Here is a 24,522-nt window from a genome sequence, read left to right on the forward strand (position 1 = left end):
TGTCAGAGATGGTAGAAATCGAGCACCGAATTGATCGTGTCGTTGAGCAGCACCACATGCTTGCGGGCAATTTTCCAGCTCTCGCCGTCGGGCCGCAGGCGGTAGGTGGCGCGGCCGAAGAATTGCTCGGCGTTCTGCAGCCGGTAGTACAACGTGTGCCAGTTCACCTTCACTTCCAGCTCACCACCGTGCAGCGGCGCAATGCGGACGTTGCTGATCAGGTGAAGGGTGCGCGGCATGGGAATGGTCGAAGCCGCTTTGCCGGTGCGAATCCGAAACACCCGATCTTCCAGCCCCCCGCGGTTGGCGTAGTAGATCAGCGACATGCCTTGCTTTGGGTCAAGGGTATAGACGTGTTCCGAGTCCCACTGCGGCAGGTGAAACTCGCTGTCCTCACTGAACATCGCCAGGTAGGCGTCCCAGTCCTGGGCATCGCAGGCCTCGGCGTTACGGTAGAAAAACTGTTCGACGCGGTACTGCAGTTCGCCATTCATGGTCATACCTCCTTGAGCTTGAGGGATTGCTGTTCTTCGGCCTTGCGGGCCAGGCCCTCGAGCAGGAAGCGCTGCCAGTTGCCATGCTGGTTGACGTAAAGGCCTTCGTGGGTGAACTCGGTGCCGGTCAGGGCCGGGGCGATGCCGATGGTTTCGCTGTTGCGGGTAGGGCCATCGACCCACTTGTCGCAGCCGCGGGAAATGTCGCTCCAGCGCTCCAGGCGCGCCTGGAAACCGCGCTGCGCTTCACGAAACTCCACCAGGTCGTCCGGTGTACCCAGGCCCGAGACATTGAAAAAGTCCTCGAACTGACGGATACGGTTCTCGCGGTCGGCGTCCGACTCGCCTTTGACGCCGAGGCAGAAACTGTTGATCTCGGTCTTGTTCCAGGCCAGCGGACGGATGATGCGCAGCTGCGAACTGATCTGGTCGAGGAAGAACATGCTTGGGTAGATATTCAGGTTGCGCAGGCGGTGCATCATCCATTCGGCCTTGTCCTGGCCATGCTCTGCAACAAGGCGCGGCATGATCGCGGCGTAACCGGGGCGTACGGCTGGGTTGGGCATATCACTGAACAGCACGCTATGGCCGTTGTGGAAGGCAAACCAGCCGTCATCGGTTTCCTTGTCACCCGCCCCCAGCTTGCTGTAGTCCAGGGTGCCGCTGGCGGTCAGGCCTTTCTCGGCATTGACCTGTTGGCGGTGCTGCACGGTGGCCACGTAGTTGTAGTGCACGGTGCTGACGTGGTAGCCGTCCAGGCCATTTTCGTTCTGCAGCTTCCAGTTGCCGTCGTAGGTGTAGGACGACTTGCCCGGCAGCACTTCAAGTTCGCCAGTGGCGGACTGCGCGACCATCATGTCGAAGAACACCCGGGCGTCGCCCAGAAAGTCTTCCAGCGAATCCTTGCCGTGGATGTCGAGGCTGACGAAGACAAAGCCCTTGTAGCTTTCGATGCGGGCTTTTTTCAGGCCGCGCGTTGCCTTGTCGAAATCTTCCGGGTATTCGCCCGGCGCCTTGACCTTGACCAGACGACCGTCGCTTTTGTAGCACCAGGCATGGAAGGGGCAGGTAAAGGTCGATTGGTTGCCCTTGCCGACGCGGGTCAGGGTCGTACCACGATGCTGACAGGCGTTGATCAGCGCGTTGAGCTGGCCTTCGCCGTCGCGGGTGATGATCAGGGGCTGGCGGCCGGCGCGCATGGTCATGAAGTCGTGCTTTTGGCTAATCTCGCTTTCATGGCACGCATAGATCCAGTTTTTCTCGAAAATCAGCTCCATCTCGAGGTCGAACAGCGCCGGCTCGGTGAACATGTCACGGGCGATGCGGTACACGCCTTCCACGGGACGAAAGTCCAGGCAGCCCTGGATAAAGTCCTGCCACTGGGCAATTGATTTGGTGCTCATGGAGTCTGACCTTTGCTTGCTGCGGGAATGGCTCGATTAAACCCCCCAGCCCGTCCCGGCACTATTCGGCTACCACGTGATTGCTATGCAGTTTTGCGTTTTCCATCAGGCCGCTGGCAGGACTGACGGTGCTTGACGTTGGCACCCGAGCGAAATAGCTTGGTCCCGCGTGCTACCGCAAAAGCGCATACATGAGACGCTCGCGGTTCGGGCCCTATGAGGAAATGCCATGCGTAACACCCACAATAAAAACAATGCCAGTCGTCAGCAATTCTCAACCGTTCTCAATACGCCCGCGCAAGCCATACAGTGGATGTTGAGCATCAATGGGCCACATGATCTTGAAGTCCCCAGGCCTGGCGAGCTGGATTTTCGTCATCACGGCACGATCATTGGTAATGCCGCTATCGGCTTGATCGAATACTCGACCCTGGTCAGCGTCAAGATCCAGGATTTGCAGGAGAGCTACAGCATCAACTTGCCCGTGTACGGCGAGCAAAGCATCGAGCATCAGGGCAAGGCCTTTGTTTCCAACCCTTCGGTGGGCGTAATCCTCTCGCCTAACCAGTCGTTGCGCATGACCATCGGTGAAAAATGCCTGAAAAAAATGGTCAAACTCTCGCGCAGCGCGCTGGAGGCAAAACTGTCCAAGTTACTCGGTCGGCAAATCGTGCAGCCTATACTTTTTGAACCCATGGTGCCGGTGCAAGGGGCGATGCAAGACTGGTGGAAGTTGGTGGAAAGTGTTCAGTCGATGCTGCAGACCGAGAACTCTTTGTGCGACCTGCCAGAAGTCTGGAGCAACTTTGAAGGCAGCTTGGTCACGAGCCTGCTGTTCTCTCAACGGCATAACTATTCTGATGAATTGCAAGCGCGACAAAGCGGGCGCCCGCAGTACCTGGCCCAACTTGAAGCGCTGTTCAACGCGTCGCTTGAAGCGCCACTGACGCTCGAAGACCTCGAGCACGCTGCGGGTGTTTCACGTGAGCGCCTGTACCGTGATTTTCATACCCATTACGGGATGACGCCGATGGCCTATTACCGCCAGTTACGCTTCGAACAAGTACGTGTGCGCCTGACCCAGGCACGCGCTTCGGAGAAGGTTTCCAGTATTGCCATGGATTACGGTTTTCAGCAATTCGGCCGTTTTTCCAAGGAGTACAAGGAGCGTTTCGGGGAGTTGCCTTCGCATACGCTGAAGGCGCATCGTACCCACTGAAGTTGTGACTGCAGCATCGCAACGGTGCTGCCCGCGAGGTCTGGCCATCAGGCCAGGTTCAGCGTGAAATCAGTGAGTTAACGCCCCCCATCAAAGCCATCCCTGCAGAAAATGTTATGGTAGGTGGCTTGGCGAGGTGATATTTGCACCCGCTTTGCCTTCCCGCCCGTGACATATCCCAGGTGTTTGCCCGTCCATGCGTACGGCTGCCGACATCTGATCCCGCAGCGTTTCCAATCAGCGAGCGCTCACCCGTTCCCCGTGTGCTTCAAGCCACATCGAAGTAGGAGTAGACCATGCCTGTCAAACCGTCTGACGAGGATCAGCCGAACACAATACAGCCCAATGGCCCGATGCCGAACGCTGAAAATGAACCGCTACGCGCCGCCCTGGAGCGCAAGCGCTTCGGTGGTCTGGACCGCCGCCATGAGCGTCATGAAGACGATGCGCCCGTGTCGCGAAGTGACCTCAGCAAAGGCCCGCAAGAGCTCATCGAAGACTACCAGTCGCATATCAACTGGTCGGTAGTGATCATTTCGTCAGTGGTGATTCTGGTGTTCTCGATTTGCACGATACTCAGCCCCGCTGAAGCGCGCACGACCATGAAGCTGATTGTGGACTGGATCGCGATCAACCTCGGCTGGTATTACGTGCTGACCATGACGCTGGTGATCGCCTTTGTGCTGTGGGTGGCGTTTTCCAAGGAAGGTGACGTGCGCATCGGGCCTGATCACTCGCGGCCGCAATACAAGCTGGTGACCTGGGTCGCCATGTTGTTCGCGGCAGGCGTGGGTATCGACATGCTCTTCTACTCGGTCACCGGGCCGGTCGTGCAGTACCTCACACCGCCCGCTGGCCAAGGCGGCACGCCGGCGGCCATGCAGGATGCCGTGGTCTGGACAATGTTCCACTACGGCATCGCTGGCTGGGCGATGTATGCATTGCTGGGCATGGCCATGGGCTATTTTGCTTACCGCTGGGGCATGCCGCTGTCGATTCGAGCGGCGCTGTATCCCTTGCTGGGCAAGCGCGTGCGGGGCCCGCTTGGGGATGGTATCAGCATCATCGCGTTGATCGGCACGGTGTTCGGTGTCGCCACCTCGATGGGCATCGGCGTGGTGTTGCTGAACGTCGGCTTCTCGCTCATCTTCGGCCTGCCAGAGGGGCTTGGGCTGCAGATCGCGCTGGTCGGCGGTGCGGTGCTGCTGACCATCGCCGCGACCACCTCCGGTGTCGACCGGGGTATCCGCTGGATCGCCGAGCTGAATCTGTGGAGCGCGGTGGCGATGATGCTCTACATCCTGTTCAGCGGGCAGACGGCGTTTCTATTGAATGCGCTGGTGGAAAACATCGGCCGCTTCATCGTCACATTCCCCGCACGCACCTTGCAAACCTTTGCTTACCAGCCTGGCACCACCGACTGGATGGGCTCATGGACATTGTTCTTCTGGGCGTTCTGGCTGGCTTGGGGGCCGTTCGTGGGGGTATTCCTGGCCCGCATCTCCCGTGGCCGCACCCTGCGCGAATTCGTTATCGCTGCCATCACAGCGCCGGTGCTGTGTGACTTCATCATCGTCTCGCTGTTTGGTAATTCCGCGTTGTTTCAAGTGATGCAGGGCAACACCGAATTCGCCGAACTGGCAATGCAAAGCCCGGAGCGAGGCTGGTACGCGCTGCTCGGCATGTTCCCTGGCGCGATGTTCCTGATCGGCCTGGCGACGCTGTCCGGGCTGCTGTTCTACCTGACCAGCGCCAACTCGGGCGCGATGGTGATGTCGAACTTTTCTACGTCGATCCCGGACCCTTCGCATGACGGGCCGAGCTGGCTGCGCATCTTCTGGGCGATCATGACTGCGGTACTCACCGTGGCGATGCTGATTGCGGGAGGGGTGACCACCATGGAATACGCCACCCTGATCTTCGCCTTGCCGGTCACGGTCATTGCCTACCTGGTCATGGCCTCGTTCTACAAGGTGTTGCGCATGGAGCGTGCCGAGCGCGAAGGGCAGGTGCTGCGACGGCCATCGATGGCCCCGATCGGTGGCCACGTGCCAGAGCGTTCATGGAAGCAGCGGCTGGAGCAGATGCGTGCGTTTCCGTCGCAGCGCCAGGTCAGCCAGTTTCTGCAGCGCACTGTCCGGCCTGCACTGGATGAAGTCGCCGCCGAATTCGGTAACCAGGACTACCAGGTCGAGCGTGAAAACATCAGCAATGCCTACGGCATCGAAGAGCCGATACTGCGGCTGCCGATGGACACGTTCCGCGACTTCCTCTACCACGTTGCCATGGTAGAGGCACCGGTGCCGATGTTCGGCGGCCGCATGTCGCGGGAGACCGACGTGTACTACCGCCTGGAGGTGTATACCCAGACCGGCTCGGGTGGCTATGACCTGATGGGTTTGACCAGGCAGCAGATCATCGACGACGTGCTGGAACGGTATGAAACGCACCTTGCGTTCCTGACCCTGTCTGCCCAGACGGATACGGCATCGGTCATTACACCGCCCGGTGTCACTTGATCAGCGACAGATACCCGGCCACATCGCGTTTCTGCAGCAGCATCCTGAGTTGGCGCCGCCCCCAATGCATCCCCGCGGCCTTGTACCTGAGCAGCGCAACAACCAGCGACAAGGCAAAGATCTGTGGCACATAGGTGATCAACCATTGCGTCGTCCTGCCCAGGGCACCGGTCAGGCGAATGTCAGGCATCAGTTCGGTAAACCTGAGCACTACATAGCCTGACGGATGCAGGGCCATGAACAGATTCAGCAGCAGGATGCCGGGCACGGCCAGCACAATGGCGCGTAGCAGATGGCCCTCGGTCCAGCGCCAGACCTTGGGTGCCAGCAGGGGCAGGACCATGCGGTTGAAGACCAGGGCAACCAGCCCCCAGCAGGCCAGCGGCCAGTAATCCCCGCGTTGTGCCACGCTGTTTATCAGCGATTGCAGCGGCAACATGAACGCCGCCACTACCGAGTCGGGGTTGTGCGCCAGCGCAAACAGCCCGATGTAACCCTCGTTCCCGGCCATGGCACTGGGTGTGTTGCGGTGCAGCAAGCTCATTGCCCCATACACCACGGTCATCACTGCGCTTAACGAGAACGCCAGCCCCAGCACGGCGCTCAAGCGGAACTTCAGGCTGGTGGAGATGATGTGGTAAAGCGAGCGATTACGGGCATCCATGAAAGCAGTCGCGTCGGCCGCGCTGATGATGCCGTTACGCACGGGTGAGGTTTTCTCGACGTCGGTCTCGCGCTCCATTTCCTTTATCAGCAAGCGCGCGATCTTGCTGTTCGATGCCTGGTTGACCTGCCAGATGTTGGTGTATTGCTGCACACCGTCGACGGCTTTCTTGAAGCCGCCGCTGAGCACGCCATCAAGGAACACGGTGTGCAGGTTGGGGCCGATGAACCGGCAGGTGCCGCTTGCCTGTTGATAGGTCACTTGCGCCTGTGCCGCGACCGCGTGACCGCTGGCGGTAAACACGTTTGGCTGGTCGGCGGTGGTCTGGTAGCGATCCACGGCAAATACCTGGTGGCGGTGCGGGGTGTTCATCACTTCCCGCAGGGCTGGCAGCAACCAGTCTGCACTCATCGCACCCCATTGGAAGTTCACGGAGGTGTCTGCGAAGACGTCCAGATGGTATTCGCAGATCAGTTGGCAAGCGCCTTTGCACGTGGCGCAGGTGACCTTGCCCGCTCGGCACGACCTGCAGGTGATGTTCCCTGAGCTGTGGCAGATGTGGCAGGGGATCGTTCCCGAATCATTGCACCTGTTGCAAGGCATGCCGGGCCTGCGGTTGCCGTTGCAAACGTTACAAGGCAGGCGTAATGAGCGGTAGCATCGATCGCACGGTTCGAGGGCGCTGCCCCTGCATCTGGAGCATTGGGTTGTGCCATGTCCGGCGCACCCCTGGCAGTCTTCGATGCCGCAGTAAACATTCTGGTCAGTGAGGATGCGAAACTTTCCAGGCTCTCGGTAGCGGCTGACATTACTTTTCAGCTGCGCCTGAGTCTGGTCCCGCAGAAAACCTGGTGCGGCCAGCAGCTGTTGCTGTCGATGGCTGAGTACCGCGCGCATATCGGCCTGGTCATACAGCGGGCCGGTTGCCTGGCTGACGTAGCGGCTCTGGTACTCGAACGCGTAGTTGGCGGTGACGGTATAGGTGAGCTCGGCCCGGTGCTGCTGCACATTTTGCACATTGACTGGCGCGGTGACCTTTTCGCCGAAGGCGTCCTGTGCCTTGGCCTTCATCGCCTGGGCGATATCGTTGGCGGTGAAACCACTTGTTCCTGACATTTGCAATCCATGGCTGGGGCTATTCTTGAAAGGCGCATTTTGCCAGCGCCGAGTCGTGCGGGTACAGCGCATGTGTGGGTTCACCCGCGAACACCGATGAAGCCGGTGCCATGCAGCGGAGCAAAGGCCCTATAGGCTAAAGCCAGTCAGTCAAGGCTGATGGGGCTGCTGCGCAGCCCATCGCCGGCAAGCCAGCTCCCACCCAGACCGCATCGAATTCAAGCCATGCGCCGTACTTGTGGGATCCAGGCTTGCCGACAATGGACCGCTAAGCGGCCCATTGCTTGACTGACAGGCATTCTCGCCACATCGAATTCAAGCCATGCGCCGTACTTGTGGGATCCAGGCTTGCCGACAATGGACCGCTAAGCGGCCCATTGCTTGACTGACAGGCATTCTCGCCACATCGAATTCAAGCCATGCGCCGTACTTGTGGGAGCCTGGCTTGCCGGCGATGGGCCGCAAAGCGGCCCCATTGGTTAACTGACTGGCATTCCCCGATAGGCTGCCATCGGCCCAACTCAATCAACCCATCGCCAAAGCGGCTCATCCAGCAACCCGACCCCACGCAACTGGGTCTGCCCGTGATGCTTCTCAAGCTCCAGCACATTGCACCCGTCGCACGCCGTCAGCGCGTCGATCAGCGGCTTGCTGTGCGAGACCACCCACACCTGGCTGCGTTGCGAAGCGCGAATGATCAGCCGCGCCAGGGCCGGCAGCAGGTCGGCATGCAGGCTGGTTTCCGGTTCGTTCAGCACCACCAGCGACGGTGGCCGTGGGGTAAGCAGCGCCGCCATCAACAGCAGGTAACGCAGGGTCCCATCGGACAATTCAGCCCCGCCCAGCGGTCGCAAAAGCCCATGCTGATGCAGCCGCACGCTGAACAACCCTCCCGGCGGCGCATCAATCTCAAGCCGGCTACCGGGGAACGCGTCCTCCAGGGCCGCTGTAAGGTCTTCAACCTCGCCAATCTCGATAATGGTCTGCAACGCCGAAGCCAGGTTGCGCCCATCGTGATGCAGCACCGGCGAGCGGGTCCCTAGCTGTGGCTGGCGGCAAGGCGCGTCGCGGTCGATGCGGAAGTGGTCGTAGAACCGCCAGCTGTTGATGAACGCGCGCAGGTCGCCAATCTCTGGCGCCTGGCGGGGGCGGCCGACAATGTTGAAAAAGCTTTCGCCGCTGTCGGCATGCTGGTCGAGCACGGTCCAGCTGTTGCCCTCGCGGGCGCGCACCATGGCGTTCTTGCGTTCGACCAGCAGCGAGGCGGGGCGATAGGCGCCGGCGCCCCAGATGGCTTCGCACTTGATCTCGGGGTCGAGCATGAAGGCGGTTGGGTAGGGCACGGGGATCGGCAGGCCGAGGGAGATGGCAAAGCCGAAATCTTCGGTGGCGAAGCCCAGGCGCAGGCGTTTGGCTTCGCTTGGGTGCTGGCCCTGGATGGGCACTTCGCCGCGCTTCATGCGCGCACTGGTTTGCGGGCCGGCCCACCAGGTGGAGTCCAGGCCACCTTCGCGCGCGAGAGCTTCGATTACCCCGCCCTGGGCGGTTTCGGCCAGCAGGCGCAGGGCTTTGTAGAGGTTGGATTTGCCGCTGCCGTTGGCGCCCGTTACCAGATTGAGCTGGCCGAGGGGCAGGACGAGATGGTTGATGGAGCGGTAGTTGCCGATGGCGAGGGTGGTGAGCATGCCGTGCGTCCGAGCTGGGAGCTGATGGGCAATTGTGGCTGGCCTCGACACCTGGATGGAAGCGAAATCGCAGGCAAAAGAAAGCCCGCCGAAGCGGGCCAAGGTCTATCACGTAGGGATGGTGCGATTGTCCCTGGGGCCTCGTGAAAATTAGGTGAAAGAAAAGTCCCCAGACCGTGATCATCGCGATGCTTTTTGCCGCTGTGCACGCTGGAAACGGCTGACCGCGATCTGCACGGCAGCGGCCACCAGGCACAGCAGGCCGATCTTCCAGTTGCCTTCCAGGCCGTAATGCTCGGCGATCTTTCCGCTGATCAGGACGCTGAAGAAGATGGCGACAGGCAGGATCAATTTGTTCATCGGGGGCTTCCAGCAGGGTGTACATGGCTTGGGTGAACGGGCAGCTCACCCAGCGAAGAAGAGCAGCGATCATAGCAAATCTGTTTCCGCGTGAGTGGTGGTACAGGGCGCGGTGATAGCACTTCACTGATGTGCCCGTGAAGCGGTGTTTATAGAGATGAAAAAAATGAAGCAATTTGCCATCTCCAGTGGTCGATCCAGTTGGATGGGGCTAATTCGAAAGTAGGATTCCCCGCGCGCCTTTGGACACTGCCAATGTTGGTCGCTGGAGGGCTATATGCGAATGAGGGGTAACGTTTACTGGGCATGGGTCGATCCTACGCTTCACCACCGCTCCCATGAAGAAACGCTGGGCGACGGCAGCCGGATCGACGTGCAGGTGAGGCTTTCGCGCACCGGTAGCACGCAGATGTTCCTGGGGGTGTATGCGCGTTCCGGCATGGCATTACACGAAGAGGCGTTTGCCTCGCGGCCAAACGAGTCGATGGCCCGGGCGTTAGCCTGGGGTGTTGCCAGGGCGCGTCGGCTTGCCGATGAAGGTTTCTTTGCCGCTGATCCCATGGCGGCCCTGGAGTAGAGGGGCCGTCAATGAACCGGGCTCGACCACTTGCGTTGGGTCGCCAGGGCCAGCAACTCCCGCTGGCCGGCAATCCCCAGCTTGCGATACAGCCGCTTGATGTAGGTGGCCGCACTCGACTGCTGTATGCCCATGCTCGTACTGATGGCTTGCACGTCGCAGCCGGCCAGCATCAGCTGCAGCAGCTCATGGTCACGCCGGGTCAGTTCCGGGTACAGGCTGATGACGCGCTCACTGAGCAGCGCTGGCATTTCATTGGCTTCAAGATAGGCGCGGTAGTGCAGGCGGGAGATTTGGACGATCAGCGGGGCGGCTGTTTCGATGACATTGATCTCGTTGGCTGAGAAGCGGCCGTGTTCTCGGCCGCGGTAGAAATTTATCGACAGCCAGCGGTTGCCATCGCAGTGGCTTAGCAGCGCGACGCGCTCGGATATTTGCGGCAGCTCGTAGCAGATGCGTCGGTAGTCGCGGTGGGCGATGTCCTCGATGCCCTGGCGTTGCACCATGATGCGCTCGGCGCTCGAGGGGGTAGGGCGTGCAGTCATCGCCTGCTGGTTGCCGTCCATGCTGTAGAAGCGTTCGGCGTAGTTGCTGGAGATTCTGGGCAGCTCGAGCATGCGGGCGCGGTCGGCAAAGGAAATGATCTGCGGGCTGCGGTTGGGGCTGTAGGCGAAGAGGGTGCATTGTGCCAGGGGCACCTGAGCGCCGAGCAATTTCAGCATGTCGGCGGCCAGTAGCTTGCCGTGGCTTTCACTTGTGCGCGAGAGCAGGCTGGCGGTTTGCTCGACGCTCAGGCGGAAGTCGCTGGTGGATGGGCGTAATGGCCAGAATTCCATGCTGAGCTCCGTGGGGACAAGGCATGATTTATTGTTGTACGCGGCCCGGCGGGTGAAGGCCAGTCAGTCAAGCAATCGGGGCCGCTTTGCGGCCCATCGCCGCGGTTCGTCGCCACGACAAGCCAGGCTCCCACAATTACGGCGCATGGCGTGGACTCGATGGGCTGCGCAGCAGCCCCTTTAGCCTTGACTGACTGGCATTAGCCTGGCGGGGGCTGTTGAGCAGGATAACCAATTTGTCAGCCAGGCAGCCAGATGAAGCGGGGCTGCGCAGCAGCCCCGTGGCTCAGAAGCGAACCGTGATCCCCGCATTCACCGAGTGCATGCGGGCGTCCGAACCGAACTGGCCCTGATACGACAGCCCCACATCCGTCTGGCGGTTCAGTTGCACCTTCGCGCCCACTTCGGTCATGGCCACGTTGCGCGTCTGGGCGATCCCCTGTACCGCGAAGTCCGGGCCGCCGGCAAAGGCCTGGGTGCTGCCAGGGTCCAGGTCACCGTACGCGCGGCGCCAGCCCAGCGAGCCGTAGAACTGGGTGTCGTGGTTGGCCACGCGGGTGTGTGTCGAAGCGCGCATGCCCACGGTCGAGAACCAGGTGTCCTGCTGTTCGCTGGACACATCCAGGGCCGCTGCACCGCCTTTTTCACGGAAGCTGTCGGCGTCGTATTTCACGTAGGAAACGCCCACGAACGGCTCCAGCGCCACCGCACCCAGGCCGATGCGATAAGCTGCTTCGCCACTGGCCTGCAGCGTGTTGGCGTCGCGCTTGCCCTTGAGGTGGTCGGTGAAGCCGGCAAAGGCCACGTTGCGTTTGCTGTCCAACTTGTGCCAGGTGTAGCCGACGTCTGCACTCAGGCGCAGGGCATCGAGTTGGGCACCGGTGTACAGGCCCAGGTGGTAGTTGTCACTGTGGCCTTTGGCATCGCGGTCGTCGGCATCGAACTTGGTGCGGCTGTAGCCACCGTAGACGCCGGCGCGCCAGTCGGGGTTGAAGCTGCCGTCGGCGCCCATCAGCACACCGCCGGTGCGCTGATGCAGGCCGCTGGCGCCGTTATTGCCGTCCAGCCGCGACCAGTTGCCGAAGGTTTGCGCCCAGGCCCCGCCCTGCGCTTCAGGGGTGGTTGGCATCAGGCTCGATGCACCCAGCGGCATGCGCACCGTGGTGCTGTCGAACAGGCTGCGCAGACGAGTGCCCAGCACGCCGGAGACCACCTGGCTGTTGGCGATCAACGCGGTCCCGGTGCTGCTGTGGTAGTCGCCGGAGAGCTGATCGATGGCATTGCGCGCGCTGTCGGCATCCAGCACCAGCAGGTTGTTGTACAGCCGCAGCGGGTCGCCGCTCTGCTGCAGAACGCTGAGTGCGCCCGCAGTGTTCCACTGGTTCTCGGTGAGCGCCACGGTCTGGAAGATCCCCGGTGTGCCTGGCCCGCCCGTTTCTGGCGGCTGGACGGGTGGCTGCACCGGTGGCTCGACAGGCGGCTGCACCGGAGGCTGCACAGGCGGCTCTACCGGAGGCTGCACCGGTGGTTGCACAGGCGGCTCGACCGGCGGTTGCACAGGCGGCTCTACAGGCGGCTCTACAGGCGGTTCCGGCGTGGTGGTCTTCTGCGCGATGGTCAGGTTCAGTTCATTGGCCGTGCGCTGCAGGCTGACGTCGAGGAACGCGGATTGGGTGAATGCCTGGGCATACGCGGTGCCGGCGGCGGCACCGTCGACTACGCCGCCCTGGGCGGCCAGCAAGGTGTAGGTTTGCCCGGTCTGGTAGCTTTGCGCATCATTCAGCGTGGTCACATCCACCCGCGTGCCACGCAGGGTCGCGGTGCCGCTGACATTGACGTGGTCCGAGCCGCCATCGCCGGCGATGTCTGCGGCGTACCGCGAGCCGGCCGCCATGTCCAGGTCGCCCTTGATCGACAAGGTCCCCAGCGCGCCCTCACCCGGAGAGAGGGTACCGCCCGAGGCAACCTGGGTTGTACCGACCTGACCGCTACCGGCCAGCACGCCGCCGTCCAGTACCTGAGCGCGGTTGCTGTAGTTGCCGGCGGCGTCGGTGTGGCCGACGGTGCCGTTGACCACCAGGGTGCCGTTGCCGACGCTCAGCAACGAGGTGCCGCGTGGGTTGCTCTGGTCAACATCGCCGGCCAGCACCAGGCGCCCGCCGCGCACCACGGTGCTGCCGGACATGCCGCTGAGGTCGCCGCTGAGGGTGGTATTGCCGCTGAAGGCGTAGACACGCCCTGCGCCACTGATGCTGTTGCTGACCTGCAGGTCGCTGTCGGTGTGGTTGAACGCCAGCGCTCCGCTGCCGGCGCCAAAGCGGATCGCCGTTTGCGGGTCCAGGCGCCCGGCGGCCTGCGCGGCGCCGGCGGTGATGGCGTCGATATCGGTGCGGCTGTCATCCCTGACAACCCCGCCACCGATGCTGAGGGTGCCGCGTGCAGCCGAGTTGATACTGGTCAGCTCGCTGATGTCGATGCCCTCGGTGCTGCTCAGCTCGGCGCCATCGGACAGCACCAGGTTGGTGCTGTAGGTCGTGGTACCCACGGTCAGCGTGCGCGTGGCCAGGCGCGTGCCTGCGCCGGATACGCTGACCACGGTGTTGCGGCCGATGTTGGCAGAGCCCAGTTCCATGGAGTCGCTGGTCAGCACCGCGCCATTGCTCAGGCTCATGTCGTTGCGGTTACGGAAGGTCCCAGTGTTGTCCCAGCGCGTGTTGGCGCCGGACAGCTCGCTGATCGAGTTGATGGCCACGCGTTCGCTGGCAAGCTGCCCACCATCCTTCAGGGTAATGCGCGAGTCGTAGAGAAACACCCCGCCTGAGGTCACGTTGACGGCATCCACCTTCGAGCCTTGACCGCTGACCAGCAGGTTCGCCCGGGACAGGGCATTGCCGGCATTGCCGTTGTCGCTGAGCTGAAGGTCGCGCACCAGCACTTGCCCGCCGTCGAGCACATTCAGCGTGCCCTGGCCGGCGCCGCCAACAACGAGGGTGTTGCCCAGCACGGCAGCGGTCCGCGGCACCACCCAGCGGGTACCGGGGCCCTGGACCGTGACGGTGGCCATGGCCGCACTGGCTTCGTTGTTGGTAAGCGAGCCACCTATTCGCCCGCCTTTGCTGGTGAGTTCGGCACCGTTGTTGATGGTCAGGCTGGCAGGGACACCGTTGCCGGGGCGCAGTGACACCGTGCCGTCATACGCGCGGTCGCTGCTGAAGGTGTCTTGCCCGCTGTCGAGGATGTAGTCCGCCGCGTGGGCGTTCGGCAGCATGGCGAGGGTGATCGCGAACGTGAGCGGGGAAAGTCTGAATAGGGGGTTCATGGCGACTCCAGATACTCCATTTGATGCCACGCAAGTGGCTGCCAGCCTCGAGGGCAATGGCATTCCTTAGGTGCAACGCATTAACACCGGGAGTATCGGGAGCGCTCGCCGCGCGGAGAATAGTACGCATGTACTAGCGTGTTCCGGAACGTGATGCGGCGCACATCGTGCCGTGCAGGTACTGCATCCAAGGAGCGGGCCGGCCCGCGAAGAGTCCGGCTTCAGACCGCTCCGCCTGCAACCTCACCAGCAACCCAACGGCTGAATGCCTCCGCGACCGGCGAAGGGTGCATTGCAGCGGATTGCGCCAGCACCACTTTCTGCGGGGATACCTCTTCCAGTAATGGCCGGCACAACAGCGGGGTGCCGTCATAGCAGTGGTCGCCGGCAGGCCGGGTGCATGACAGGGCAACCCCGTAGCCATGCGCGACCAGGCCCCTTTGCATCTCGAACGTCTGGGTAAATTGCTGGGTACGCGGTTGCAGGTTGTGCGCCCAGAACAGTGACAGGAAATACTCGCGGGTTTGGGCGATGTCCTCGAGGATCACGCACTCTTGCGCCAGCTCATGCAGGGGTATCGCTGCCAGGCCGGCTAGCCGGTGGTCAGTGGCGACCAGCGCGTAGGGTTTCAATTGCGCCAGTACCTGGCGCGGCAGCGAGGGATCAAGGCCTATGTCATAAGTCAGCGCGAGCTCGGCTTTACCGGCACTGAGGTGGCGGTGTACCCCTGCCAGATCAGTCTCGAACAGTGTGACCTCGACATCGGGGTGTTGCTTGCGAAAACCGGATAGCAACCGCGGCGCGTAATAAGGCCCCAAGTCCTGAAAACAGATAAGCGACAGGTTGCCGCGCAGTGAGCCCGGAGCGGTCTCCGCCTTTTGATTCATGGCGATGGCCATGCCAATGATTTCGCGTGCCTGGGCCAGTAGCCGCGTGCCCGCAGCAGTAAGCTCGAGCCCGCGACTGACCTGGCGGCGGAACAGCCGCTCGTTCAGCGCCTCTTCCAGCTGGGCAATCGCAACCGAAACCGAAGGCTGGGACACGTGGCGGGCCCTGGCGGCAGCACTGATGCTGCCATGTTCGGCCACGGCGACGAAGTATTCGAGCTGTCGGAAGGAGAACCCTATCATGTTTTCCTATACTCAAAATTAGGAATTATATTCTTTTCCTATTGGTGCCAAAACGCAATACTCGCTGCGCACCTTGCTTATCGCGTTCATACACCTGGCAGGGGTGCTGTTGCCCAATAAAAAGACTAAAGGGTGCTCTATGAAACCGTCCGCCGAATTTCAACTAACTGAAGAAACCATCGAGGCATTCCAGCGCGAGGGTGCTGTCTGCGTACGTCAATTGTTCACGCCAGAAGAAGTTGCCCTGCTGGAAACCGGCATTGAACAGAATTTGAAAGCGCCAAGTGAACGCGCCAAAGTCGCGAGTCGCCCGGATGACCCGGGTTGGTTCTTCGAGGACTTCTGCAACTGGGGCGATATTTCGGCCTATCGCCAGTTCATCTTCGAAAGCCGGGTGGGTAGCGTTGCCGCGCAATTGATGAACAGCGAAACAGCCCGGCTGTATCACGACCACCTGCTGGTCAAGGAGCCCAATACCCGCCAGCGCACGCCGTGGCATCAGGACCAGCCCTACTACAACATCGATGGGCGCCAGAACTGCAGCATGTGGATGCCGATCGATCCCGTCGCCAGGGAGTCCACCCTGGAGTTTGTCGGCGGCTCGCACCTTGGCCCCTGGCTGATGCCGCGCAGTTTCCTCGACAGCCAGGCGCAATGGTTCCCGGAAGGCAGCCTGGCCGACCTGCCGGATATCGAGGCCGATCGCAGCGCCTGGAATATCCTCGGCTGGGAGCTCGCGCCAGGTGATGCGGTGTTCTTCCACATGTTGACGTTACACGCCTCTGGCGGTGTCGGTGGCAATCGCCGGCGGCGTGCTTTTTCGGTGCGCCTCCTGGGCGACGACATTACTCACGCACCACGCCAATGGAAAACCTCGCCACCGTTTCCCGGGCTTGAAACGCAACTGGCCAGCGGTGCCACGATGGACCATGAACTGTTCCCGGTGTTGTGGCCAAGGGCTTGATGAGTGCAATGACGCGTGCCTGATTAAACCGCGCAGCATCGGTGTTGTGCGGGCCTGATAATAAAATCAAGAAGGTATCTATGAACGCTCAATCCTCACCGCAACTCAAGCGGGGTCTCACTACCCGGCATATTCGTTTCATGGCCTTGGGTTCTGCTATCGGTACGGGGCTGTTTTATGGCTCGGCATCGGCAATAAAGTTGGCAGGGCCTTCGGTGTTGCTGGCCTACCTGATCGGTGGCGCAGCCATTTACATGATGATGCGCGCCCTTGGCGAAATGGCGGTTCACAACCCGGTGTCCGGGTCGTTCGGCCACTATGCCAGCCAGTACCTCGGTCGTTATGTAGGCTTTCTGACGGGCTGGAGTTACGCGTTCTCGATGCTGATGGTGTGCCTGGCAGACGTGACGGCGTTCGGCATATACATGGGGCTGTGGTTCCCTGAAACACCCGCGTGGGTCTGGGTGCTTGGGATAGTGTTCTTTATCGGGGCGCTGAACCTGTGCAGCGTGAAAGTGTTCGGCGAGATGGAGTTCTGGTTGTCGTTGCTCAAGGTAACCGCCATCGTCGCCATGATTGTCGCAGGGGCCGCCGTGCTGCTGCTGGGTATCCAGCTGAATACTGGTACGGGCACTGTTGCCGGCATCTCGAATCTATGGAGCCATGGTGGGTTCTTCCCCAATGGCGTCAGTGGCATGATTGCCTCCTTTACCGTGGTGATGTTCGCCTTCGGCGGGGTCGAAATGATCGGTATTACTGCAGGGGAGGCAAAGGACCCGAAGCGCGTGCTGCCCAAGGCGATCAATTCGGTGCCACTGCGCATCCTGTTGTTCTACATCCTTACCCTGCTGGTACTCATGGCCATTTACCCTTGGACGGGTATTGGCAGTCACGGTAGCCCATTCGTGCAGATCTTCAGTGGTCTGGGTGTCAGTTCTGCGGCAACCGTGTTGAACATTGTGGTGATCTCTGCGGCGGTTTCGGCGATCAATAGCGATATCTTCAGCGCTGGGCGAATGATGTACGGCATGGCGCAGAACGGCCAGGCGCCTGCCGGTTTCGCGTCACTCTCGCGTTTCGGTGTGCCGTGGATGACGGTTGCTGTAATGGGCATCGCACTGTTGCTGGGGGTGGTCTTGAACTACCTGGTGCCAGAGGACCTGTTCTTGGTGCTCGCCTCGGTAGTTACGTTCTCCATTGTCTGGGTGTGGTTGATGATCCTGCTGTCCCAGGTGGCCATGCGCCGTGGCATGAGCAAGGAAGAGGCGGCTGCTCTGGAATATCGCGTGCCGCTGTGGCCGGTAGGGCCAGCGTGTGCGATTGCATTCATGGTGTTCATCTTTGGCGTGCTTGGTTGGTTTCCGGCCAGCCGCACAGCGATGTATGTCGGGGTTGGCTGGCTGGTCCTGTTGTCCCTGGGTTACTGGTTGTGGGGTGTGCGCGCACCTCGCCCGGTGTCGGCAAGCGCTTGAGGCATTGATTTGTGGGGTGTGCAAGTTCGCTCATAGAACTGCACATGACTTACTGATTTAGCAGGGGCCTTGTGGGAGCGGGCGTGCCCGCTCCCACAGCGCCCAGCATCAGTTCTCTGCTCGACAGCGCAGCTCAATGGGCTGGGCAATCCCCTACAGGTTCGGTGTTGGCTTTGGGGTGGACGAGGGCAATGGCAGCAAGAAGGTCAACAGCGCGCCGATCACCAGCAGCACCGTGGCGTAGACAATCCCGGCAGTGAAGCTTTGGGTCAGGTCCTTCAGCCACCCGACCACCAGCGGGTTGAGCGCCGAGCCGATGTTGCCGAACGCGTTGATCACCGCAATACCGATCGCCCGTGCCTTGAACGACATGGCCTGGTCCGGGGTGGTCCAGAAGATCGACATGGCGGTGTACGAGCCGGTGGCGGCCATGCAGATGCCTGCCAGCTGCACCTGGGGGGCGCCGGCATACGCAGTGAACATCCAGCCGGCCGCTGCCACCAGCATGGGCAGCACCAGGTGCCATTTGCGTTCCCGGGTACGGTCGGAATGCAGGCCCCACACCAGCATGCCGATAATGGTGCATACCTGTGGAATCATCGCCAGCAAGCCAATGGTGCTGTTACTGCTGCCGGCGGCACTGATGCTCTTGATGATCAACGGCGTCCACACGGCGATCATTGCCAGGGTGTTGACCAGGCAGAAATACACCAGGCTGAACATCAGCACCGTGGGCGAGAGCATTTCGCGCAGCAGGCTGGGGCCCTTGTCTTCGGGGGTGGGGGTGGCTGCCGGGGTGTCTGCGGCCAGGGCGTGCTGCAAATGCTGCTTTTCCTGCGCATTCAACCAGTGGGCCTGTTGCGGCTTGTCGTTCAGGTAGTAGAACACCACCAGACCCATGATCACCGATGGCATGCCTTCGAGCAGGAACAGCCACTGCCAGCCGTGCAACCCCCATGTGCCGTCCAGGCCAAGAATCAGGCCGGAAAGCGCCGAGCCGAAGCCTGCCGTGAATGGCATGGCGATCATGAACAGGGCATTGGCCCGTGCCCGATAGGCCGCCGGGAACCAGAACGTCAGGTACAGCAGCACGCCAGGTAGAAAACCGGCTTCGGTAATGCCGACCAGGATTCGCAGCAAGTACAGGCTGTGCGCATCGGTCGCGAACAGTGTCGCCGTGGAGGCGAGCCCCCAGGCGATCATCAGGCTGCCGATCCATTTGCGCGCGCCGACCTTGGCCAGCGCCATGTTGCTGGGGATACCACAGGCGATGTAGGCGATATAGAACAGCGTGGTGGCCATGCCGAACTGGGTACTGCTCAGTCCCAGGTCGCCCATCATGGTCAGGCCGGCAAAGCCGATGTTGATACGGTCGAGAAACGACAGCACAAAGCAGGCGAACAAAAAGCCGAGCAAGCGCCTTGAAACCTTGCGCATTACCGCTTGCTGCGGGTTGCCGGTGGTTGTTGCGGTGGTAATGGGGGCTGTGGTGTGGTGCATCTGGGCGCCTGATTATTATTGGTTTGAGCGGCACCGGCCGCTGTGCCGGCGCGCAAGGCAAGGGCTGCGCCGGTGCTTGTGCAGCCGCAGGTTCTACAGGTCCTGCAGGGCGGATCGGGTCAGTTCGGTGAAGGTCTGGGCATCGCCGATAGCCTGGGCACCGAGCAAGGCCAGCTTGGTCAGAAACAGCTCGGCCTTGGCCGGTGTGGCCTGGTCCAGGGCTTCGGCCAGTACGTCGTAAACCACTTCCAGGTCTGTTGCGCTAAGGGTATTCATTGCGGTTGCTCTCAGTGTTTGCCCAGGGCGGTGTCGATGGCGAGGTGCAGTTTTTCGGCAGACAGTTGCTGCCAGCGGGCGCAGATGTGCTGGTCCGGCCGCACCAGGTAGGCGCCGCCACGGGTGATGCCGTACTTGCTGGCGATATGGCCCGTCGGGTCGTCGATCAGCTGGTCGGCGCCGGTGATGGCAGGCTGCGCGCTTTGCGCAATCGCGATGATCTGCAAGGGCACGCCGCTGTCGCGAATGGCATTCGCCTGCGCGCGCACATCGCTGGGGATACAGTCACTGTCGGTGAAGCAGAGCAGGTGGAAACACGCACCAAGGCGGTCGAACAGGTAGTCGTTTTCGGCCAGCTTGATGTTCAGCATCGGCGCACCGTTGCGCGGCCCAGCACTGAACAGGTCGTTGTCGTCAGTTGCACAATTGAGCACCGAATCGGCGTAATCGTGCGGCCGCGAGGTGCGCCAGTGGTACAGCGGGCGGACGAATGCCTGGGTCAGGGACAACGACAGCACTGCATCACGTACAAGCCGGTAACCAGCGCTGGGCGGGGCCATGAACCGGGTGCTCTTGCCGGCCTCGCTGATGATTTCCCGCGCGGCACTGACCCGCTCGGTGGAATAGGAAGGCAGCAGCCTCGGGCCTGCCAGCCCTTTGAGGGTGAACGCCAGTTTCCATACCAGGCTGTGGCAATCCTGGAAGCCGGTGTTGGCGCCACGCACCCCGAAAATCGGCAACAGGTGGGCTGCGTCCCCTGCGAATATCACGCGTTTGTGCAGATAATCCGGCAGCGTCAGGGCACGCGCCGAATACACCGAACTCCAGTCCATCTCCCACTCAGGGGCTTTGACGCCGAGCATCTCCAGTTGAGCGTTGATGCGCCGGCGCAAGGACTCAGGTTGCAGCGCCTGCTCCGGGGTCTCGTTTTCCGGCAGCTGGTAGTCGATGCGCCAGATATTGCCCGGCTCGCGATGCATCAACACCGTGTTGCCCGGGTTCCAGGCGGGGTCGAAGTAGGCCAGCCGCTCGGTGGGCAGGTCCAGGTCGATCTTGATATCAGCGATCACGAACCGCCCTTCGTAGGCGGTGCCTTCCAGTTTCAGGCCGAGCAAGGTGCGGATCGCCGAGCGGGCGCCGTCAGCCGCCACCACCCAGTCGGCGTCCAGTTCATAGCTGCCGGCAGGGGTATCGATGCTCAGGCGGGCGAAGCCGTCATGCTGCGCCAGGCCGGTCACGTGGTTGCCCCAGCGGATGTCCACCAGCGGGTTGGCCTCGGCAGCCTCTGCCAGTAACTGCTCCAGGCAGGGCTGCTGCAGGTTGGTCATGGGTGCATGGCGGTCGTCCGGGTCGTGCGGGGTTTCCATGCGGAACACCAGCTGGTTGCGGTAGAACGAATTGCCGCAGCTCCATGGCAGGCCCAGCGCGCAGACCCGCTCGGCCACGCCCACTTGTTGCAGGATTTCCATCGAGCGGCGGGTGAACACGATTGCCCGGCTGCCTTCGCTGAGCTGCCGCTCAGACGCCAGCACCACACAGGCGATGCCATGGCGGGCCAGGTCCAGGGCGGTGGTCAGGCCGATCGGGCCGGCGCCGACCACCACCACCGGTTTGCGGTCAGGGTGCGCGGCGCCGACGCTGGCGGTGTGGGCAGGGAACACGTGATAGTCGAAATACAGGGAGCGCCGCGGCTCGCTTTGGGGCTGATGCATGGCAATGCACGTCCTTATTCTTGTATGAGCTCAGGGCTCTTCAGGTGTGCAAATGACTGTACGTGAGGCGGCGGCGGGCGATGTCCCCTGCAGGGGACAATTGCAGTGGATGGCCACGATTATCGCAGTGCTATAGCGTGCGCAGCATCTCCCAGAACGATGCCCCTACGCCCATGATGCTTTCACCGGCAATCAACCCGGCTGCCGCCGTGATCGCGAAGCGCTCGGTGATGCTCGGCCAGCGGCGACTGACCAGCCAGGTCAGCACCGCGCCAAGGCCCATCATCATGGCGATCGATGCCGGTAGAATGAATGCCAGCCCCAGCGCCGCGGTGCTCGGCAGCCAGCGCGCCACACGCTGCGGCAGCAGGCTGTCCAGTGCGCCCAGCAGCACGCCGGCCCCACTACCGGCCACGATCGCCCAACGCACCTCCGGCGGCAGCGCACCCAGGCCCTGGGTCAGGGTCTGGGCCACCGCTTTCCAGGTCGCCACGGCCGGGGCCGGCCACTGTTCGGTGAGCAGCATGGCCTGCGGATCAGGTATCAGCATCAGGTACACCAGCACGCCGACCACGCTGCCGATGAAAATGCCGATGCACTGCGCAATCAGCTGCTTGTGCGGGGTGGCGCCGATCGCCAGGCCAACCTTGAAGTCGTTCATCAGGTCGGTCGATTGCCCGGCCGCGCCGCCCGCCGTGTTGGCGCTCATGAGGTTGATCGCCACCTGGCCCGGGGCGACCAGACCGAAGCTGAGCTGCGACAGCTTGCCAATGGCGCCAATGGGCGCGATACCAGTGGCGCCGACCACGCGCGCGGCGACCACGGCCAGGCATACCGCCAACGGGATGCTCAACAGCGCCATCCACCAGTCGATCCCGAACAGCAGCGCCTGCAGGGTCACGACCAGCGCGATGGACAGCAGCAGGCCCGACGCAGCCGCCGGGGCAAAACGCAGCCTGGCGCGCGGCGGCCGGGCGGTCAGTGCATCAGCGGGTGATCGCCGCCGCACGTGCACCAGGCGAACAGCCAATGAAGTCAGGGTCGCACACACCATCAGGCTCACGCCGGGCCATAGTAGCCATTCCACCAGCGCGGCAAACTGTGGGCCGCTGGCGTTCGGGCCCAGCACCACCCAGGCATGCTCGATCAGCCACGGCGCCAGCCCGCCCCACGCCAGTGCGGCGCCCAACAGCAGCGTCAGGCCCACGCGAATGCCGATGATGCCGCCAAAGCCGATCAGCAACAATGAAGGATCGAGCGTGAAGGTCAGGCGCTCCAGCCCAGGTGTGGGTGACCAGCGCGGTATCGCCCAGGCGAAGCTGTCGATCCATTTCACCAGCCCGGACAACAGCGCGGCACTGCACAGTACCTTGATCCGGGTTATTGCTTCCTGCCCGTGCTGGTAGATCTGCTGCAGCGTTTCCAGGGTCGCCATGCCTTCGGGGAACTTCAGGTCAGGGTCGTTGAGCAGGGCAGGGCGCAGGTACCAGGCGATCCAGATGCCCAGAAAACTCACCGAGAACACCCAGGCCATCATCGGCACCGGGTCCAGCTGCTGGCCGGTGAGCAGTGTGTAAGCAGGGATCGGCGCCACCAGCCCGCCGGAAACGATCGAGGCGGCGGCGGATGCCACGGTCTGGTTGATGTTGCTTTCGTGCAACGTCCACGGGGGGCGCTGATTTCTGCGCCCTGCCAGGCCTTTCCACAAGGCGAAACCGATCAGCAAGGCGATGATCGACATGTTGAATGACCAGCCGATCTTCAGCCCGACGTACACGTTTGAGGGGGTGAGCAAGATGCCCAGCATCGCGCCAGTGAGCACCGCCCTCAGGCTCAGCTCACGTTCGACGCGGAGCTCGGGGAGGGCAGTGGGGCGAGCAGGGGTCATGGCAATCCTTTGTGGCTGTCGCAGGGGCGTGAACAACTGAACGCCTGCAGCTACGAAGGTTCATTGCCGCTTAGGCAGTGACTGGCCTTGGCCGAGGATGGTGCAAGAGAAACGTTGATTCCTTTTCGGGTTAGGTATATGTTACATCCAACTTAAATTGTCACGTAAATGGAACATGGATTACTCGCTGATTACCACCCGGCTGGGCGAACAGTTGCGCAACCGGCGGCTGAATCGCGGGCTGACGCAAGCCAGGCTCGCAGCGTTGGCTGGCATCACCCGGCAAAAGGTCATTGCCATCGAGAAAGGTGACCTGACGGTAGGCATGACAGCCTATGCGCGGGTAGTCGGAGCCCTGGATTGCGAGTTTGCCTTGGTGCCCGCTGCCATGCCTACGCTGGATGAAATAGAGGGAGTATTCAGCTGATGATGACCACCTTGCGTGTGGCAACCCCTGAAGGCGAGAGCGGCAGGATTATCAATGCTGGGGGCGACTACCTGTTCCGCTACCGTGAGGATGCGCGGGCGTCTGCAGCGATCAGTATGCTCATGCCTGCGCGCCTGGAAGAATACCGTCACCGAGAGCTGCACCCGATCTTCCAGATGAACCTTCCTGAGGGTTATGTGCTGGAGCAGCTGCGCAATCGGCTGGCCAAAGTGGCGAATGTCGATCCCATGCTTTTGCTGGCGCTGTCTGGCAGCAGCTCGCCAATCGGGCGGGTTGCAGTGAATTCCGATCAGGTCGATGCGCTGCTGCGCCGCCAGCAATTTCCGGGAGAAAAGCTGGATGAGATTCTGGCCTGGGACGGAGCAGAGGACATTTTCGCCACCTTGGTCGACCGTTACATCTTGCGCGCCGGGATATCTGGCGTTCAGCCCAAAGTACTGGTGCCGGAGCAGCACGACACTGCGCCGCAGCGTTTTACCTCTAAAACCTCGGACTTGATCATCAAGAGCGGCCGGGACGAGTTTCCCGGTTTGGCGATCAATGAATACTTGTGTATGTCGGTGGCTAAAAAGTCAGGAATCGCGGTACCGGAGTTCTATCTCTCGGAGAATGCCAAACTCTTCGTCATGCGCCGCTTTGACCGGGATGAGCACCTAGACCCTATCGGTTTTGAGGACATGGCTGCATTGATGGGGCTGGCTGCCGAGCAGAAATACAGCAAGAGCTATTCAGCTATCGCCAAGGCCATACGGCTTTTCTGCCCGCCCAACGCAGTGCAAAGCTCGTTGGCGCAGTTGTTCGCGATGGTTAGCCTGAGTTGCATTGTCGGAAACGGCGATGCACACCTGAAGAACTTTGGTCTGTTGTATTCCGACCCCACCCAGCGCAATGCACACTTGGCCCCGGCCTACGATATCGTCAACACCACGGCCTACATTCC

At 61.7% G+C, this 24,522-nt stretch carries 20 protein-coding genes; 8 read left to right on the top strand and 12 right to left on the bottom strand.

The window, feature by feature from the left end; all coding sequences use genetic code 11:
* Positions 1-2: 2 nt before the first annotated feature.
* Both antB and antA read right to left on the bottom strand, forming a co-directional pair.
* The gene (gene antB, locus HP546_RS02030; protein ID WP_172219134.1) at positions 3-494 is read right to left on the bottom strand and encodes an anthranilate 1,2-dioxygenase small subunit; all 492 of its coding nucleotides are present in this window, start codon (positions 492-494) and stop codon (positions 3-5) included.
* A gap of 2 nt (positions 495-496) precedes the next feature.
* Positions 497-1,897 (bottom strand): anthranilate 1,2-dioxygenase large subunit, encoded by a 1,401-nt coding sequence (antA, locus tag HP546_RS02035; protein WP_172219136.1) that lies wholly within the window; start codon positions 1,895-1,897, stop codon positions 497-499.
* A gap of 229 nt (positions 1,898-2,126) precedes the next feature.
* Here antA and HP546_RS02040 point away from each other — a divergent pair, with 229 nt between their 5' ends.
* The gene (locus tag HP546_RS02040) at positions 2,127-3,116 is read left to right on the top strand and encodes an AraC family transcriptional regulator (RefSeq protein WP_172219138.1); all 990 of its coding nucleotides are present in this window, start codon (positions 2,127-2,129) and stop codon (positions 3,114-3,116) included.
* Positions 3,117-3,412: 296 nt separating this feature from the next.
* Positions 3,413-5,635, top strand: a complete 2,223-nt coding sequence (betT, locus tag HP546_RS02045) for a choline BCCT transporter BetT (RefSeq protein WP_172219140.1) — start codon at positions 3,413-3,415, stop codon at positions 5,633-5,635.
* On the opposite strand, the gene HP546_RS02050 is transcribed toward betT, so the two are convergent.
* Positions 5,628-6,731, bottom strand: a complete 1,104-nt coding sequence (locus tag HP546_RS02050) for a hypothetical protein (RefSeq protein ID WP_172219141.1) — start codon at positions 6,729-6,731, stop codon at positions 5,628-5,630. The two genes, betT and HP546_RS02050, sit on opposite strands and share 8 nt — an antisense overlap.
* 282 nt (positions 6,732-7,013) lie before the next feature.
* Here HP546_RS02050 and HP546_RS02055 point away from each other — a divergent pair, with 282 nt between their 5' ends.
* Positions 7,014-7,412, top strand: a complete 399-nt coding sequence (locus tag HP546_RS02055; RefSeq protein ID WP_172219143.1) for a hypothetical protein — start codon at positions 7,014-7,016, stop codon at positions 7,410-7,412.
* 524 nt (positions 7,413-7,936) lie between these two features.
* On the opposite strand, the gene HP546_RS02060 is transcribed toward HP546_RS02055, so the two are convergent.
* Positions 7,937-9,100, bottom strand: a complete 1,164-nt coding sequence (locus HP546_RS02060; RefSeq protein ID WP_172219145.1) for an AAA family ATPase — start codon at positions 9,098-9,100, stop codon at positions 7,937-7,939.
* 180 nt (positions 9,101-9,280) lie between these two features.
* The gene (locus HP546_RS02065) at positions 9,281-9,460 is read right to left on the bottom strand and encodes a hypothetical protein (RefSeq protein WP_172219147.1); all 180 of its coding nucleotides are present in this window, start codon (positions 9,458-9,460) and stop codon (positions 9,281-9,283) included.
* 277 nt (positions 9,461-9,737) lie between these two features.
* Here HP546_RS02065 and HP546_RS02070 point away from each other — a divergent pair, with 277 nt between their 5' ends.
* On the top strand, positions 9,738-10,037 hold the full coding sequence (locus tag HP546_RS02070) for a hypothetical protein (RefSeq protein WP_172219148.1): 300 nt from the start codon (positions 9,738-9,740) through the stop codon (positions 10,035-10,037).
* 8 nt (positions 10,038-10,045) lie between these two features.
* Here HP546_RS02070 and HP546_RS02075 read toward each other — a convergent pair whose 3' ends face one another.
* From HP546_RS02075 to HP546_RS02085, 3 genes are all read right to left on the bottom strand, one after another.
* Entirely contained in the window at positions 10,046-10,873 is an 828-nt protein-coding gene (locus HP546_RS02075) for a helix-turn-helix transcriptional regulator (protein ID WP_172219149.1), read from the bottom strand.
* Between the two features lie 286 nt (positions 10,874-11,159).
* A complete protein-coding gene (locus tag HP546_RS02080; RefSeq protein ID WP_172219170.1) occupies positions 11,160-14,111 on the bottom strand; it encodes an autotransporter domain-containing protein in 2,952 nt (983 codons plus the stop codon).
* 302 nt (positions 14,112-14,413) lie between these two features.
* Positions 14,414-15,322, bottom strand: a complete 909-nt coding sequence (locus HP546_RS02085; protein ID WP_172219150.1) for a LysR family transcriptional regulator — start codon at positions 15,320-15,322, stop codon at positions 14,414-14,416.
* A 139-nt stretch (positions 15,323-15,461) separates the two neighbouring features.
* Between HP546_RS02085 and HP546_RS02090 the strand changes: the two genes are divergently transcribed.
* Both HP546_RS02090 and HP546_RS02095 read left to right on the top strand, forming a co-directional pair.
* Positions 15,462-16,286, top strand: a complete 825-nt coding sequence (locus tag HP546_RS02090; protein ID WP_172219151.1) for a phytanoyl-CoA dioxygenase family protein — start codon at positions 15,462-15,464, stop codon at positions 16,284-16,286.
* An 80-nt stretch (positions 16,287-16,366) separates the two neighbouring features.
* Entirely contained in the window at positions 16,367-17,758 is a 1,392-nt protein-coding gene (locus HP546_RS02095; RefSeq protein ID WP_172219152.1) for an amino acid permease, read from the top strand.
* A gap of 153 nt (positions 17,759-17,911) precedes the next feature.
* Here the strand turns inward: HP546_RS02095 and HP546_RS02100 are convergent, their stop codons facing one another.
* The 4 genes from HP546_RS02100 to HP546_RS02115 all read right to left on the bottom strand — a co-directional run bounded on the left by HP546_RS02100 (position 17,912) and on the right by HP546_RS02115 (position 23,134).
* Entirely contained in the window at positions 17,912-19,258 is a 1,347-nt protein-coding gene (locus HP546_RS02100; protein WP_256678412.1) for an MFS transporter, read from the bottom strand.
* Positions 19,259-19,351: 93 nt separating this feature from the next.
* Positions 19,352-19,534 (bottom strand): DUF2783 domain-containing protein, encoded by a 183-nt coding sequence (locus tag HP546_RS02105; protein ID WP_172219153.1) that lies wholly within the window; start codon positions 19,532-19,534, stop codon positions 19,352-19,354.
* Between the two features lie 11 nt (positions 19,535-19,545).
* Positions 19,546-21,246, bottom strand: a complete 1,701-nt coding sequence (locus HP546_RS02110; RefSeq protein WP_172219155.1) for an FAD-dependent monooxygenase — start codon at positions 21,244-21,246, stop codon at positions 19,546-19,548.
* Positions 21,247-21,376: 130 nt separating this feature from the next.
* Positions 21,377-23,134: an OPT family oligopeptide transporter gene (locus tag HP546_RS02115; RefSeq protein WP_172219157.1), complete on the bottom strand. Its 1,758-nt coding sequence runs from the start codon at positions 23,132-23,134 to the stop codon at positions 21,377-21,379.
* Positions 23,135-23,309: 175 nt separating this feature from the next.
* On the opposite strand from HP546_RS02115, the gene HP546_RS02120 reads away from it, so the two are divergent.
* Together HP546_RS02120 and HP546_RS02125 are read left to right on the top strand one after the other, a co-directional pair.
* Entirely contained in the window at positions 23,310-23,561 is a 252-nt protein-coding gene (locus tag HP546_RS02120; protein WP_172219159.1) for a helix-turn-helix transcriptional regulator, read from the top strand.
* A partial coding sequence (locus HP546_RS02125) for a type II toxin-antitoxin system HipA family toxin (protein WP_172219161.1) occupies positions 23,561-24,522 on the top strand: 962 nt, incomplete at its 3' end. The genes HP546_RS02120 and HP546_RS02125, both read left to right, overlap by 1 nt.

This window comes from Pseudomonas sp. CM25 (genome assembly GCF_013179705.1).
Classification (GTDB): domain Bacteria; phylum Pseudomonadota; class Gammaproteobacteria; order Pseudomonadales; family Pseudomonadaceae; genus Aquipseudomonas.